13 protein-coding genes are annotated in these 14036 nt (G+C 45.3%); all 13 read left to right on the top strand.

Annotation, left to right across the window (positions count from 1 at the left end):
* Positions 1-7 precede the first annotated feature (7 nt).
* The 13 genes from AC1DYT_RS19125 (at position 8) to AC1DYT_RS19065 (ending at position 14028) form a co-directional block, all read left to right on the top strand.
* Positions 8-505, top strand: coding sequence for a NuoI/complex I 23 kDa subunit family protein (locus tag AC1DYT_RS19125; RefSeq protein WP_477458132.1), 498 nt, complete (start codon positions 8-10; stop codon positions 503-505).
* A gap of 61 nt (positions 506-566) precedes the next feature.
* Positions 567-1079, top strand: a complete 513-nt coding sequence (locus tag AC1DYT_RS19120) for an NADH-quinone oxidoreductase subunit J family protein (protein ID WP_477471129.1) — start codon at positions 567-569, stop codon at positions 1077-1079.
* The gene (gene nuoK / locus AC1DYT_RS19115; RefSeq protein ID WP_477458134.1) at positions 1079-1408 is read left to right on the top strand and encodes an NADH-quinone oxidoreductase subunit NuoK; all 330 of its coding nucleotides are present in this window, start codon (positions 1079-1081) and stop codon (positions 1406-1408) included. The genes AC1DYT_RS19120 and nuoK overlap by 1 nt, the downstream gene beginning before the upstream one ends.
* 103 nt (positions 1409-1511) lie before the next feature.
* On the top strand, positions 1512-3416 hold the full coding sequence (nuoL, locus tag AC1DYT_RS19110) for an NADH-quinone oxidoreductase subunit L (RefSeq protein WP_477471128.1): 1905 nt from the start codon (positions 1512-1514) through the stop codon (positions 3414-3416).
* A gap of 24 nt (positions 3417-3440) precedes the next feature.
* The gene (locus tag AC1DYT_RS19105; RefSeq protein WP_477471127.1) at positions 3441-4907 is read left to right on the top strand and encodes a complex I subunit 4 family protein; all 1467 of its coding nucleotides are present in this window, start codon (positions 3441-3443) and stop codon (positions 4905-4907) included.
* A gap of 20 nt (positions 4908-4927) precedes the next feature.
* Positions 4928-6313: an NADH-quinone oxidoreductase subunit N gene (locus AC1DYT_RS19100; RefSeq protein WP_477471126.1), complete on the top strand. Its 1386-nt coding sequence runs from the start codon at positions 4928-4930 to the stop codon at positions 6311-6313.
* Between the two features lie 53 nt (positions 6314-6366).
* Positions 6367-7014 carry a DedA family protein gene (locus AC1DYT_RS19095; RefSeq protein ID WP_477471125.1) on the top strand — a complete coding sequence of 216 codons (648 nt, stop codon included), beginning with the start codon at positions 6367-6369 and terminating at the stop codon, positions 7012-7014.
* Between the two features lie 23 nt (positions 7015-7037).
* Positions 7038-7583 carry an inorganic diphosphatase gene (locus AC1DYT_RS19090; protein ID WP_477458140.1) on the top strand — a complete coding sequence of 182 codons (546 nt, stop codon included), beginning with the start codon at positions 7038-7040 and terminating at the stop codon, positions 7581-7583.
* A 7-nt stretch (positions 7584-7590) separates the two neighbouring features.
* Positions 7591-8931 (top strand): hemolysin family protein, encoded by a 1341-nt coding sequence (locus tag AC1DYT_RS19085; RefSeq protein WP_477471124.1) that lies wholly within the window; start codon positions 7591-7593, stop codon positions 8929-8931.
* An 11-nt stretch (positions 8932-8942) separates the two neighbouring features.
* Positions 8943-9653, top strand: coding sequence for a 16S rRNA (uracil(1498)-N(3))-methyltransferase (locus AC1DYT_RS19080; protein ID WP_477458142.1), 711 nt, complete (start codon positions 8943-8945; stop codon positions 9651-9653).
* A complete protein-coding gene (locus tag AC1DYT_RS19075; RefSeq protein WP_477471123.1) occupies positions 9650-10312 on the top strand; it encodes a DUF4159 domain-containing protein in 663 nt (220 codons plus the stop codon). The genes AC1DYT_RS19080 and AC1DYT_RS19075 overlap by 4 nt, the downstream gene beginning before the upstream one ends.
* A gap of 1 nt (position 10313) precedes the next feature.
* Positions 10314-10811, top strand: coding sequence for an acyl-CoA carboxylase biotin carboxyl carrier protein subunit (locus tag AC1DYT_RS19070; RefSeq protein WP_477471122.1), 498 nt, complete (start codon positions 10314-10316; stop codon positions 10809-10811).
* A gap of 130 nt (positions 10812-10941) precedes the next feature.
* Entirely contained in the window at positions 10942-14028 is a 3087-nt protein-coding gene (locus tag AC1DYT_RS19065) for a SusC/RagA family TonB-linked outer membrane protein (protein ID WP_477471121.1), read from the top strand.
* Positions 14029-14036: the final 8 nt, after the last annotated feature.

Below are 14036 nucleotides of genomic sequence, written 5' to 3'. Positions count from 1 at the left end.
GTTTAAAATGGAATCATTAAGTAATAAAAAGAAAGTTTTAGAAGTAAAGCCCCTCAATTTTTGGGAACGTGCTTACCTGCCTGCTATTGCAAAAGGTTTGACCATTACCATGGGCCACTTCTTTAAAAAGCCGGTTACCATACAATATCCCGAGCAAAAACGCGAGTTCTCTGAAAATTTCAGGGGGCAACATTCGCTTAAACGCGACGAGAACGGTGCTGAACGCTGCACTGCCTGTGGCCTTTGCGCATTATCATGCCCTGCAGAAGCCATCACCATGACAGCAGCCGAACGCCAGAAAGGCGAGGAGCATTTATACCGCGAAGAAAAATACGCCGCCGTTTACGAAATTAACATGTTGCGCTGCATTTTTTGTGGCCTTTGTGAGGAAGCCTGCCCTAAGGAAGCGATATACCTCGATGGCGATGTGGTAGCATCAGATTACCTGCGTAAGGATTTTATTTACGGTAAAGACAAATTAGTAGAAGCACCTTTAAATCAATAACCAAAGTTTTATACCTTTGCCCAACCTTTTACACGGGCGAAAGTATTTAGTAAAATAAAACATGAGTACATTTTACTTCATCGCGTTTTTATCTGTCTTTTTCTCGATACTGGTTATTTCTGCGAAGAACCCGGTACATAGCATACTGTACCTTATACTTACCTTTTTTACGTTCACCGTACACTATATTTTAATGAACGCTCAGTTTTTGGCCATCGTAAACTTTATTGTTTACATGGGTGCCATACTGGTTTTGTTTTTGTATACGCTGATGCTCATCAACCTCAATAAAGAGAGCGAGCCGGTAAAACCTATTTATGTAAAACTTGCCGCAGTAGTGGGAGCAGGTATTTTGATGGTGGCGCTTGTATCATCTTTAAAAGTCGCCACTAACGTATCAGACCCGGTGGTGTTGCAAAACCCCAACCTTGGCCTGGTGAAAAACCTGGGTAAAGTATTATTCAAAGATTTTTTATTGCCTTTCGAGGTATCGTCGGTGTTGCTGCTATCGGCAATGGTGGGCGCTGTATTGCTGGCAACAAAAGATAAAAAAGAACAAAAAGCAACGATCTGATGAACAGTATAGCCAATACCATGCATGCGGTGCCGCTTAATCATTATATACTCTTAAGCGCGATTATTTTCTCTATCGGCGTTATGGGCGTGCTTTTGCGCCGCAATGCTATAGTGATATTCATGTCGGTTGAGTTGATGCTTAATTCGGTTAACCTGTTGCTTACCGCATTTTCGGTTTACCGCAACGACCCGGCCGGGCAGGTTTTCGTTTTTTTTATCATGGCACTTGCCGCAGCAGAAGTTGCCGTAGGCTTGGCCATTATAGTAATGATATACCGCAATACCAATTCGATAGATATCAACGTGTTGAACAGGTTGAAATGGTAGTAGGCCCCCCAGCCCCCTGAAGGGGGAGTTGGTAGGGATTTATAAAATTAAAATTAAAACTTCTGTTCCCCCTTCAGGGGGCTAGGGGGCAAGAACTATACAAATGGATAAATATATCTGGCTTATTCCTATATTACCTTTAGCCGGTTTTGTGATAAACGGACTTGGGCGCAACACCTTGTCGAAAAGCGTTATCGGCGCTATCGGCAGTTTGCTGGTGTTTGTGGCTTTCGGTATAAGCGCGCTTGCTTTTTTCCAGATAAAATCTAACGGCGTACCAATAAACGTTACGCTTTTCAACTGGATTAGCGTTGGCGACATAAAAATCCCTTTCGCTTTCCTGGTAGATCAGCTTAGCTCTATCATGCTGTTGATCATCACCGGCGTAGGGTTTCTCATACATCTTTACTCGGCCGGGTATATGCACGATGATGCAGGTTTCGGCAAGTTCTTTGCTTATTTGAACTTGTTCGTGTTCTTCATGCTGCTGCTGGTAATGGGCAGCAACTATATCGTGATGTTTATTGGCTGGGAAGGTGTGGGCCTTTGCTCTTACCTGCTCATCGGTTTTTGGTACACCAATGCCAGCTATGCCGATGCTGCCAAAAAGGCCTTCATAATGAACCGCATAGGCGACCTTGGCTTTTTGCTTGGCGTATTCATCCTCACTGCAGTATTTAAAAGCGTTGAATTTGCTACAATATTCCCTAAGGCAGCTACCATGATAAGGGGTGATTCGATGTTCACCCTCGTTACCTTGCTGCTTTTTGTGGGCGCAATTGGTAAATCGGCACAGTTACCGCTGTTTACCTGGCTGCCCGATGCGATGGCCGGCCCAACCCCTGTTTCGGCCCTGATACACGCCGCAACCATGGTAACGGCAGGTATCTATATGATAGCCCGCTCAAACATCCTCTTCACCATGGCACCGCAAACTATGGAGATTATAGCCATAGTAGGTTTAACTACAGCTTGTTTTGCCGCACTGATTGCCCTTACGCAAACCGACATCAAGAAGGTACTGGCTTATTCTACGGTATCTCAGTTGGGTTATATGTTTTTGGGTTTAGGCGTTGGCGCTTACACCGGTTCGTTCTTCCACGTGTTGACGCACGCTTTCTTTAAGGCCTTGTTGTTCCTTGGTGCAGGTTCGGTTATCCACGCCATGAGCGGCGAACAGGATATGCGCAAGATGGGTGGACTGAAGGGCAAGATAAAGATTACTTTTATAACCATGCTTTTCGGTACCGTCGCCATTGCCGGTATCCCTCCTTTCTCGGGCTTCTTCTCTAAAGACGAAATTTTAGCAGCGGCATTTGCACATAGCACTACTTTTTATGTAGTGGGCGTAATTACGGCCATGCTTACCTCTTTCTATATGTTCCGGATGATGTACCTTACTTTCTGGGGTAAATTCCGTGGCACGCACGACCAGGAACACCACCTGCATGAGTCGCCGCCGAGTATGACCATCCCGCTTATCGTACTGGCTATATTATCGATTATCGGCGGTTTTATTGGCGTGCCTGCTGTAATGGGTGGCCATCACGAATTGGGCGCTTACCTGGCACCGGTGTTCGAAGAATCTACCAAAATATTAGGCGAGCACGAACTAAGCCACAGCACCGAATGGTCGCTGATGGGGATTTCTGTTAGCGTGGCACTTATTGCGATGTTGTATGCCTACATCAAATATGTAAGAGGCGGCAGCTTGCCAGTGGCCGACGAGGAAGAACGCCCGGCATTGGCCAATCTTTCGTACCACAAATTTTATATCGACGAGTTGTACGATACCATAATACGCAAGCCATTGGATTTCCTGTCAGATTTTTTCTACAAGGTGGTGGAGCAGTTAGGTATTGATGGCCTGGTTAATGGCTTAGGTAAAGGCACCCTCGAGACAAGCAAAGGGCTGCGCTTGCTGCAAACGGGCAATGTAGGTTTCTACATATTTATGATGGTGGTGGGTATTATTGCCATTTTGGTTTACGGTTTAATTAAAATATAAAACGATAGCGTTTTACCCAATAAAATGACGGTTAGCATTTTACTTTTTTTACCGATTTTGGCAGCCCTTGTGGTATTGCTGTTCAAAAATGAGATGGCCAAACATGTTGCCATGTTTTTTGCCATTGCCGAACTGGCCCTTGCCCTTTATTTCCTAAACGGTTTCGTGGCCGATGCATCGCTGCAATATTCTATAGATGTTCCCTGGATAAAACAGTTCAGTATTTATTTTAAAGCGGGCATAGATGGCATAAGTATGGTGATGGTATTGCTTACTACCGTGCTGGTTCCGCTGATTATATTAACCACGTACGAACATCAGTACAAAAATGCCAAAGCATTCTACGCCCTTATTCTGTTTATGCAGGCGGGCTTGCTAACGGTGTTCACCGCGTTTGATGGTTTCTTGTTTTATGTGGGCTGGGAAGCTGCGCTTATCCCTATTTACTTTATTTGTGCCTTGTGGGGCGGCGAAAACCGCATCCGTATCAATATCAAATTCTTTATCTATACGTTCGCGGGGTCCTTGTTTATGCTGGTAGCCATCATTTACCTGTATCTGCAAACCCCAACCAAAGATTATGATCTGGAGCATTTCTACGCTTTAAGTTTAGATGCAAAGCATCAATCCTGGGTGTTCCTGGCTTTCTTTTTGGCCTTTGCCATCAAGATGCCGATATTCCCTTTCCATACCTGGCAGCCCGATACTTATACGGAAGCACCGACGGCTGGTACTATGATGCTATCCGGTATTATGTTGAAGATGGGTATTTACGGCGTTATTCGGTGGTTGATACCGAACGCACCGGTCGGCTTTTTAACCTGGGCTAACATAGCCATTATATTATCAGTAATCGGTATCGTTTACGCATCCATTATTGCTTTCAAACAAACCGATGGAAAGCGTTTGGTAGCATACTCATCTATCGCACACGTCGGGCTGATAGCAGCCGGTATCTTCGCCTGGAATATTTATGGCGTACAAGGTGCCATGATACAGATGGTAAGCCATGGTATCAACGTGGTGGGGATGTTTTTTATATGGGACATCATCAGCAGGCGGTTGAACACCCGCGATATAGACAAGCTTGGCGGTATAGCCAAAGTGGCTCCCAATTTTGCTATAGCATTTTTGATAATCGTTTTGGGTACGGTCGCACTACCTTTAACCAATGGTTTCGTGGGCGAGTTTCTGTTATTAAGAGGCGTTTTCGGCTGGGATATCGTTACGGCGGGCATTGCAGGTACTACTATTATCCTTGGCGCGGTTTATATGCTGCGCATGTATAAGGACGTAATGCAAGGCGAGCTGAACGAGCTTACCGCTACCTTTACAGATATCAAAGGATCGGAGAAACTAGCGTTGGGCATTATCTGCGCGCTGATCATCGTTATCGGCGTTTATCCGCAGCCATTGCTGCATATTTCCGAAGCTTCGGTTACGAATTTGCTGGAAACCGTGAGCCATAAATTTATTACAACGAAATTTTAAAGTACAGATATAATTAGCTAATGACCACTTTAATCATCATATCTGTTTTGCCTATCGTACTGCTGTACCTGGGTTTATATAAGGCCCAAAAGGCGCTTTTGCCGGTAACCATAGTAGGCATGTTGATTGCCCTTGCTGCCGCCGTTATGCAATGGACCAAGGAAGACCAGGCGCAGCCAATATATAATGGCATGATGCTTTTTAATAACTTCTCAATCGTTTTTTCGGTAGCAAGTATCGTGTCTACGATATTGATACTGATGCTTTCTAAAGGGTATTTCGAGAAGATAAGCAATCACATTGCCGAATATTACGCCATCATCCTGTTCTCGTTGGCCGGCATCATCGTAATGGTGAGCTTCCATAACTTAACCATGCTGTTTGTGGGTATCGAAATCATGTCGGTAAGTTTATACATCCTGGCAGGGATTCGCAAAAACGACTTCGCATCTAACGAAGCTGCACTGAAATACTTCCTGATGGGCGCATTCTCAACAGGTTTCTTGTTGTTTGGCATCACGCTTATTTATGGCTCTACCGGCTCGTTCGATCTGGATGCTATCAACGCCTGGGTGGTTACCAATCCACACAGCCACAATGCATTATTTTATACCGGGATATTGCTTATTATAGTTGGCCTTTGCTTTAAAGTTGGCGCAGCCCCCTTCCATTTCTGGACGCCGGATGTTTACGAGGGCGCGCCTGCGTTAATTACTGCCTTCATGTCTACCGTGGTTAAGGCAGCGGGCTTTGCAGCATTTTACCGTTTGTTTTCGGGAAGCTTTAGCACCGTATCTTCGTTTTGGTCGCCGGTTATATTGGTTATTACCATCGCGACACTATTTATAGGTAACATAACTGCGCTTTACCAGCAAAGCTTCAAGCGTATGCTGGCGTTCTCCAGTATATCGCATGCAGGCTACCTGTTATTTGCCATAGTGGCTTTAGGCGCGGCATCGGCAAATTCAATATTTGTTTATTCTACAGCATATTCTATCGCTTCTATCATCGCATTCGGTGCTTTAGTATTAGTAAGGCAGCAAACCGGTACCGATAACTTCGAGGGCTTCAACGGGCTTGCCCGCAAAAATCCATTCCTGGCTTTTGCGCTTACCGTGAGCATGCTTTCGCTGGCAGGTATCCCCTTAACGGCGGGCTTTGTTGGCAAGTTCTACATGTTCTCGGGTGCGTTGCTGCAGTATAAATATCTCATGGTAATTATTGCGGTAGTAAACGCTATCATCAGCATATTCTATTATTTCAGGGTAATTATTGCCATGTATTTCCGCAGTGCCGATCGCACCGAAGTACTTGTACCGGCTTACTACAAATTCGTTTTTGGCTTTTCGGTACTGGTTACGATTGCCATAGGCGTTTACCCCGAGTTGATATCCCGCCTTATTTAATTTATCGCTAAAGCATTTTCCATATAATATTTGTAGTTTTACGGATATACTTAATGGGAGATTTTTGGGAATACCTGCAGAATTTGACCGATGCGAAATCCATTATTAGCAATGGCGGTTTTTACTTGTTGCTTATAGTGGTTTACGCCGAAACTGGTTTGTTCTTTGGTTTCTTCCTCCCGGGCGATTATCTTTTGTTTTTGGCGGGTATATTAACCGCTGCCGGCATTATAGAAGTCCCCGTTTATATCCTGGTGCCGTCGTTAATAGTAGCCGGTATTTTGGGCAACTATACGGGTTACTGGTTTGGCTATCGAACGGGGCCGGTGCTTTTCAACAAAAACGATTCGTTATTCTTTAAGAAGCGTTATATAGCCGTTGCCGAGGAGTTTTACGACAAATACGGCGGCATGGCATTGATTTTAGGCAGATTTTTCCCTATAGTTAGGACATTTGCTCCTATATTTGCGGGTGTTGTAAAAGTAGATATCAAAAAGTTTACTTTATATAATATCATCGGCAGCGTTGCATGGGTTAGCATTTTAACGCTGGCCGGGTATTTTTTAGGCAGGAGGTTCCCGCAACTGAAAGATTACCTGCAATACATCATACTTGGATTGATAATAATAACAACCGTTCCGTTGATTATTGCTTTCGTAAAAAAGAAACTGGCAAAGGCAAACGACGGGGAACAACAGTAATATAGTAATATAACATATACCAAATGAGTACACAACATCCATGGCACCAGGTTTCTCCGGGAGAAAACGTTCCGGAAATAGTTAACGCGATAATTGAAATACCTAAAGGTTCTAAAGCGAAATATGAAATTGATAAGGATTCGGGTTTGTTAAAGCTCGATCGTGTTTTGTTTTCATCGGTAATGTACCCCGCTAATTATGGCTTTATCCCGCAAACTTATTGTGATGACAAGGATCCGCTTGATATTTTGGTGCTTTGTTCAATAGATGTTTACCCGATGAGCATCATCGAAGCAAAGGTTGTAGGCGTAATGCACATGGTTGATAATGGCGAGCAGGATGACAAAATCATCGCAGTTGCAAAAAACGACATGTCGGTAAATTATATTAACGACCTGAACGAGTTGCCACCCCACGCCATGACCGAAATCGTGCGTTTCTTTAAAGATTATAAAAAACTGGAAGGCAAAAACGTAACCATTGAGCACCTGCTGGGTTTACGTTACGCCCAAAAAGTAATTACCGAAGCCCAGGAATTGTATAAAACTACTTTTCCTGTTTACCAATAAATAATTGATGGACCCCGCGCATTACGAGATAAATGGCCTTTATATAATAGCAACCATATTTTTGGTGCTGCTCAACGGTTTTTTTGTAGCCGCTGAATTTGCCATGGTAAGGGTGCGTGGCTCGCAGATAGAGCTTAAAGCCAAAAGCGGTAGTGGCGTTGCCAAGGTTGCCCGCGGCATTTTGCATAATTTAGATGGTTACCTGGCTGCAACGCAACTGGGTATTACCATTGCCTCGCTGGGGCTTGGTGTTGTGGGCGAAGGAGTGGTTACCAATATTGTGATCAGGGGCTTTTTAGCTGTGGGAATCACTTTGTCTCCCGGCTTTAATACTGCTGCACATATTGTATCATTTGCGGTAATTACCGTCCTTCATATCGTTTTCGGGGAGCTTGCACCAAAATCCCTGGCTATACAGAAATCTGTCAGGACTACGCTAGCGGTTTCGGTACCGTTACAATTCTTCTTTGTTGTATTCAGGCCGCTAATCTGGCTGCTCAACGGTTTCGCCAACTTTATATTGAGGCTGATGGGCATCACCACCTTAGAGGGCGGCGAAGCGCATCACAGTTCCGAAGAATTGCAATACCTTTTGGAGCAAGGCAAGGAAAGCGGCGCGCTGGATTCTAACGAGCATGAACTGATACAGAACGTTTTTGATTTTAACGAGCGTGTGGTGAAGAACATCATGGTGCCGCGTACAAAAATATCGGGCATAGAGGTTGATACGCCTACCCACGAGCTGTTGGAGATATTGATAACCGAAGGTTACTCGCGCATGCCTGTTTATGATGACGTAATTGATAAGATTATCGGTATAGTGCATGCCAAAGATGTATTGCCACTATTGGCCAGGGGCGAGGAAATAGTACTGAAGAACATCATCCGCAAGCCTTACTTCATTCCTGAGACCAAGAAGATAAACGACCTGATGGCCGAACTGCAGCAAAAACGCATACAGATAGCTATCGTATCTGACGAGTTTGGCGGTACCGCCGGCATGGTTACCCTGGAAGATATCGTGGAAGAACTGGTGGGCGAGATACAGGACGAATTCGACGAGGAAAAACCCATCGTAGAAAAAATAAATGAACGCGAGTTTGTGGTAAACGCCCTTGCGCCTATATACGACGTGAATGAGCACCTGCCGCACGATTTGCCCGAGGATGGCGACTTCGATACCGTATCAGGCTGGTTAGGCGATATATTCGGCAAAATACCTGATGTGGGAGAGCAAAAGGAATCGAACGGCTATAATATAACGGTGCTGAAAAAATCAGACCAGAACATTGAATCGGTTAAGCTGGAATTGCTGATAAACGAAGAAGACGCTGTAGATTTACATTAGTAATTTTACCAATGCAGCTTTTTTACACGCCCGATATCGATCCCACCGTATCCCAATACTTTTTAAGCGAGGAAGAAAGCAAGCACGCCGTGCGCGTATTGCGTTTAGTAAATGGCGATGCCGTTACCCTGGTAGATGGCAAAGGCGGCTTGTACCGGGCCGAAATTAAGGATGCACACCCCAAACGCACCATCCTGCAAATAAATTCCGTTGAAACAGGCTTTGGTAAACGTAATCATTACCTGCACATAGCTGTAGCACCAACAAAAAATATAGAGCGCACCGAGTGGTTTTTAGAGAAAGCTACGGAGATAGGTATCGATGAAGTTTCGCTCATCATCTGCCAGCGATCGGAGCGCAAGGAGGCCAAGGTAGAGCGGCTCAATAAAATCATCACATCGGCTGTAAAGCAATCTATCAAAGCATATCACCCTGTATTGAATGAGGCGGTAACGTTTAGTCAGTTCCTGAAACAACCTTTCGAGGGGCAAAAATTCATGGCGCACTGTGCCGACGGCGAAAAATTGGCCCTGGCGCAATCTTTGGATAAACAAAGCCGTTATTTGATATTGATTGGCCCCGAAGGCGATTTTAGCCCCGCCGAAATAGATATGGCTTTGCAGAACGGATTTAAAGCCATAACTTTAGGTGAAAGCCGGCTGCGTACCGAAACCGCCGCACTGGAGGCCTGCTTCGAAACCAACTTTTTGAACCGGATATGAGGAACCCCCTTTTTTTTGCAGCCGCCATTGCTTTGCTACTGTGCATAAGCAGTTTTAGCGAGACATCGTATAAAATGGGGCGTATTAAATACAACGGCGGGGGCGACTGGTACGGCGATCGCACCGCGCTCATCAACCTCATCAAATTCTGTAATGAGAACCTGAAGACCAACTTCCAGCCCGAAGAGGAAACCGTGGAGGTAGGCAGCGAGGAATTATTCAATTACCCCTTTACGTTTATGACCGGCCATGGCAACGTGATATTTACCGATCAGGAAGCCAAAAACCTGCGGAAGTATTTAACAGGAGGCGGGTTCCTGCACATCGACGATAACTACGGTTTCGATCAGTTTATACGCCCGCAGATGAAGAAGGTATTCCCCGAGTTGGATTTTGTGGAACTGCCCGTAAACTACGCCATCTATCACCAGAAATACAGCTTCCCCACAGGCCTGCCTAAGATACACGAGCACGACGGCAAGCGCCCGCAAGGTTTCGGTTTGATATACAAAGGCAGGCTGGTATGCTATTATACCTACCAATGCGATTTGGGCAACGGCTGGGAAGACTTGGGCACTTACCCCGGCGATAGCCAGGAGACGCGGCTTAAAGCCCTGCGCATGGGCGCTAATTTGGTGCAGTATATATTTACGAAATGATATGTATAAGATAAAGGTAAATAACCGGCACGATTTCGAGGTAGACAGGCAAGCAGATGGTTTGCTGGTGAATAATGTTGCGGTAAATGCCGACATAGCGACTTTGAACCCAACCTTATACCATATCATAAGCAACCAGGCATCGTACAATGCAGAGGTGGTAAGTTTTGATAGAGCGGCAAAAACGGCCGAAATTAAAGTAAACAACAATGTTTATACCGTATCGGCAAAAGATCAGTTCGATGTATTGCTGGATAAGTTAGGCATGAGCAGTGCCAGCACTGCGCGGATAAGCGAGATAAAAGCCCCTATGCCCGGCCTGGTACTTAAGGTTTTTGCCCAGGAGGGCACAGAGGTGAAAAAGGGAGATAACCTTTTTGTGCTGGAAGCGATGAAGATGGAGAACATCATCAAATGCCCGGCAGATGTTGTGGTTAAAGCAATCAATATTAAACCCGGAGATAAAGTAGAAAAAGGGCAGGTATTAATGATGTTTTAACACGTAGTTTTAGAGATTCCCCCATTATTTTAATAGAATATTAACAAAAGGCGCAAAAACTTGTGCCTTTTGTTGCGTTTATGCTTTTTTTTTGTGAACTTACTTTTTCAATTCACTTAATTACTATCGCATGAAGAAATTTCTACTCTCATTCCTGCTGTTTTTTACCTGCGTAACGCTGGCTTTTAGCCAAAACGTTGCCGTTACAGGTAAAGTAACAGATCAGAAGGACGGCTCTGCGTTACCGGGAGTAACCGTGTCCGTTAAAGGCTCACCTACCATCGGCACCCAAACCGATATCAACGGTAAATACAGTTTATCTGTACCTACAGGGAAAGTACTTATATTTAAATATATCGGGTACAAAGATGTGGAGCAAACCGTAAGCGGGAGCGTTTTGAACGCCTCTATGGTAACCGATTCTAAACAGCTTACCGAGGTGGTAGTAGTTGGTTACGGTACGCAAAAACGCCAGAGCATTACCGGCTCGGTAGCATCTATTGCTGCCAAAGAGATAGAAAATACGCCGGTAACTACGCTGGAGCAAGCCATACAGGGTAAAGCGGCGGGTGTTGTTATACAATCAAACAACGGGAAGCTTGGCCAGGGCATTAAAATAAGCGTACGTGGTACTTCCTCCATATCAGCAGGTACGCAGCCTTTAATCGTATTGGATGGTATTATCCTTAACCAGGCCGATATATCAAGCACAAGCGCATCTACCAACCCGTTGGCAGATATCAACTTCAACGATTTCGAATCGGTGCAGATATTGAAAGATGCTTCTGCATCGGCTATCTACGGTGCACGTGCATCAAACGGTGTTATCCTGTTAACCTCCAAACAAGGTAAGGCGGGTAAAACTAAGTTGAATTTCAGCACGCAATTCGGTAACAGCAAACCATCACGCCACCGCCAATTTTTGAATACCGCGCAGTACCTGCAGATAGAGCGCCGTGCGGGCGTGGGCGGTGCCCTTCAGGATTTCAACAACGGGTTTTACGATACCTACGAAGATGCATTGGCCGATGACCAGGCATTCGTAGAAAGCCGCCTATTAAGATATGCTGCCGGCGTTGCCGATGTTGGCGCAGTCAACACCGATTGGGAGAAGCTTGCCTTTCAGGATGCTCCTCAAGCAATTTATGACCTTAACTTATCGGGCGGTAGCGATAAAACTACCTACCTCATATCGGGCCAGTATTCGGATCAGAAAGGTATTATAGTAGGCAATCGTTTCAAAAAATATTCGGGTCGCGTAAACGTTAGCAGCAAACCATTCAGTAGAGTAGAAGTGGGGCTGAACCTCAACTTCGCCAACACGGTGAACAACCGCGTATCAGACGATAACCAGTTTTCTACACCTTTGCAGATTGTGGCCCTATCGCCAAATACGCCGGTGATAGATCCGCGCACAGGTTTGCTCAGCGGAAGCCTGCCTGGTTCTGCAAGTAACTACCCGGTGTATTACAACCCACTGCTTAGCATAGATAATGCTTATTACAACACTACCATATTCCGTACCATAGGCAACGTGTACGGTAGCTGGGAGATATTGAAGCACTTAACGCTCCGTAGCGAGTTTGGTTTAGATCAAACCAACCAGAACGAAGATAGCTACTATGGTCGCTTAACGTTCCGCAACACCGGTACGCCAAACGGTTCGGGCGAGAACACCAATAATAGCATCATTCACTATACAGTAAACAACTACATCAACTACAAAAATATATTCGCTACCAATCACTCGCTGGATGTAACAGCAGGTACCAGTTACGAGTACAGCCACTTTGTAGGTAATGATATACAGGGCCAACAGTTCCCTTCAGATGCTTACAAGCAAATTGCATCTGCAGCGGTTAAATCCGGCGGCTCATCGTCACAAAGCGAATTCTCTTTCGTGTCATACTTCGCAAGGGCCAACTACGCTTACAAAGGTAAATACCTGTTATCGGCCAGTGCCAGAACCGACGCTTCTTCGCGCTTTGGCGTAAACAGCCGTTATGGTTTCTTCCCTGCGGTTTCTGCGGGCTGGATACTTTCAGAAGAAAGCTTCCTTAAAAGCTCTACCTTTCTCAGCAACCTGAAACTTAAAGCAGGTTACGGTTTAACAGGTAATGCCGAAGTAGGCGATTACCCTGCATTGGGTTTATTTGCGGGCGATGCCGGCTATAACGGATCTGCAGGCCAGCGTTTCATCCAGATAGCCAACCCCGACCTTAAGTGGGAAACCACAGGCCAGTTAGATATAGGCGTAGATTTCGGCTTTTTTAACAATCGTATCTCGGGAACTGTTGAATACTACAAAAAAAACACCCGCGATTTGCTATTGGGCGTAAACATACCGGGCACATCGGGCATATCTGTACAAACCCAAAACCTGGGTAAACTGTATAACAAGGGCTTCGAGCTTTCCTTGTCGGGTGATATATTCGTTGGCAAATTTAAATGGACCAGTAGCTTCAATGCGGCCTACAACAAAAACATCGTAACCGATATCAAAGGCCAGATATTAGGCAGCAACGACCTTAACCGCGTAATAGAAGGCCAGCCTATCGGCGTGTTTTACGGTAAAGAGTACGCAGGCGTGGATCCGGCAAACGGCGATGCCTTATATTTCCTGAATACCAAAGATGGCAGCGGCAACCTCATCAAAACCAAAACAGCCGATTACAATGCAGCGCAGAATGTGATACTGGGTAACCCAACACCTAAATACACCGGCGGTTGGACAAACACCTTCAGCTATGCAGGGTTCGATCTATCGGTAACTATGCAAGGCGCGTTCGGTAATAAAATTTACAACGGCGGCGGCCAATACATGACAGCCTCGGCCAGCAACGGTTTCGATAACCAAACCGTAGACCAAATGGCCTACTGGGATAAACCAGGCGACATTACCGATGTCCCCGAGCCGCGTTTATTCTACGGAAACGGCGTAAACGCATCAAGCCGTTACTTGTCTTCGGGCTCCTATGTAAGGATGAAAACCGTTGGCTTTGGTTATACCATTCCTAAAGCATGGTTAGCAAAAATAAGGCTGAACAACGCAAGGGTATTTATGAATGCTTACAACCTTTTCCTGATTACCAAATACAAAGGATGGGATCCGGAGGTTAACGCCGATTATCAGGCAAGCAACATCAACCTCGGCGTTGATTTTTACTCGGCTCCGCAGCCACGCACAATTACTTTTGGAGTGAACATAGGATTATAATTTTAATA

The organism is Mucilaginibacter sp. P1_D10 (genome assembly GCF_056406215.1).
Note: the sequence above shows the minus strand (reverse complement) of the source record. Positions and strands in the feature narration are given on the sequence as shown.

What these genes read in the sequence shown, in the direction of transcription:
- AC1DYT_RS19125 (WP_477458132.1), top strand. Translation starts at nt 8, where the DNA reads ATGGAATCATTAAGTAATAAAAAGAAAGTTTTAGAAGTAAAGCCCCTC.
- AC1DYT_RS19120 (WP_477471129.1), top strand. Translation starts at nt 567, where the DNA reads ATGAGTACATTTTACTTCATCGCGTTTTTATCTGTCTTTTTCTCGATA.
- nuoK (WP_477458134.1), top strand. Translation starts at nt 1,079, where the DNA reads ATGAACAGTATAGCCAATACCATGCATGCGGTGCCGCTTAATCATTAT.
- nuoL (WP_477471128.1), top strand. Translation starts at nt 1,512, where the DNA reads ATGGATAAATATATCTGGCTTATTCCTATATTACCTTTAGCCGGTTTT.
- AC1DYT_RS19105 (WP_477471127.1), top strand. Translation starts at nt 3,441, where the DNA reads ATGACGGTTAGCATTTTACTTTTTTTACCGATTTTGGCAGCCCTTGTG.
- AC1DYT_RS19100 (WP_477471126.1), top strand. Translation starts at nt 4,928, where the DNA reads ATGACCACTTTAATCATCATATCTGTTTTGCCTATCGTACTGCTGTAC.
- AC1DYT_RS19095 (WP_477471125.1), top strand. Translation starts at nt 6,367, where the DNA reads ATGGGAGATTTTTGGGAATACCTGCAGAATTTGACCGATGCGAAATCC.
- AC1DYT_RS19090 (WP_477458140.1), top strand. Translation starts at nt 7,038, where the DNA reads ATGAGTACACAACATCCATGGCACCAGGTTTCTCCGGGAGAAAACGTT.
- AC1DYT_RS19085 (WP_477471124.1), top strand. Translation starts at nt 7,591, where the DNA reads ATGGACCCCGCGCATTACGAGATAAATGGCCTTTATATAATAGCAACC.
- AC1DYT_RS19080 (WP_477458142.1), top strand. Translation starts at nt 8,943, where the DNA reads ATGCAGCTTTTTTACACGCCCGATATCGATCCCACCGTATCCCAATAC.
- AC1DYT_RS19075 (WP_477471123.1), top strand. Translation starts at nt 9,650, where the DNA reads ATGAGGAACCCCCTTTTTTTTGCAGCCGCCATTGCTTTGCTACTGTGC.
- AC1DYT_RS19070 (WP_477471122.1), top strand. Translation starts at nt 10,314, where the DNA reads ATGTATAAGATAAAGGTAAATAACCGGCACGATTTCGAGGTAGACAGG.
- AC1DYT_RS19065 (WP_477471121.1), top strand. Translation starts at nt 10,942, where the DNA reads ATGAAGAAATTTCTACTCTCATTCCTGCTGTTTTTTACCTGCGTAACG.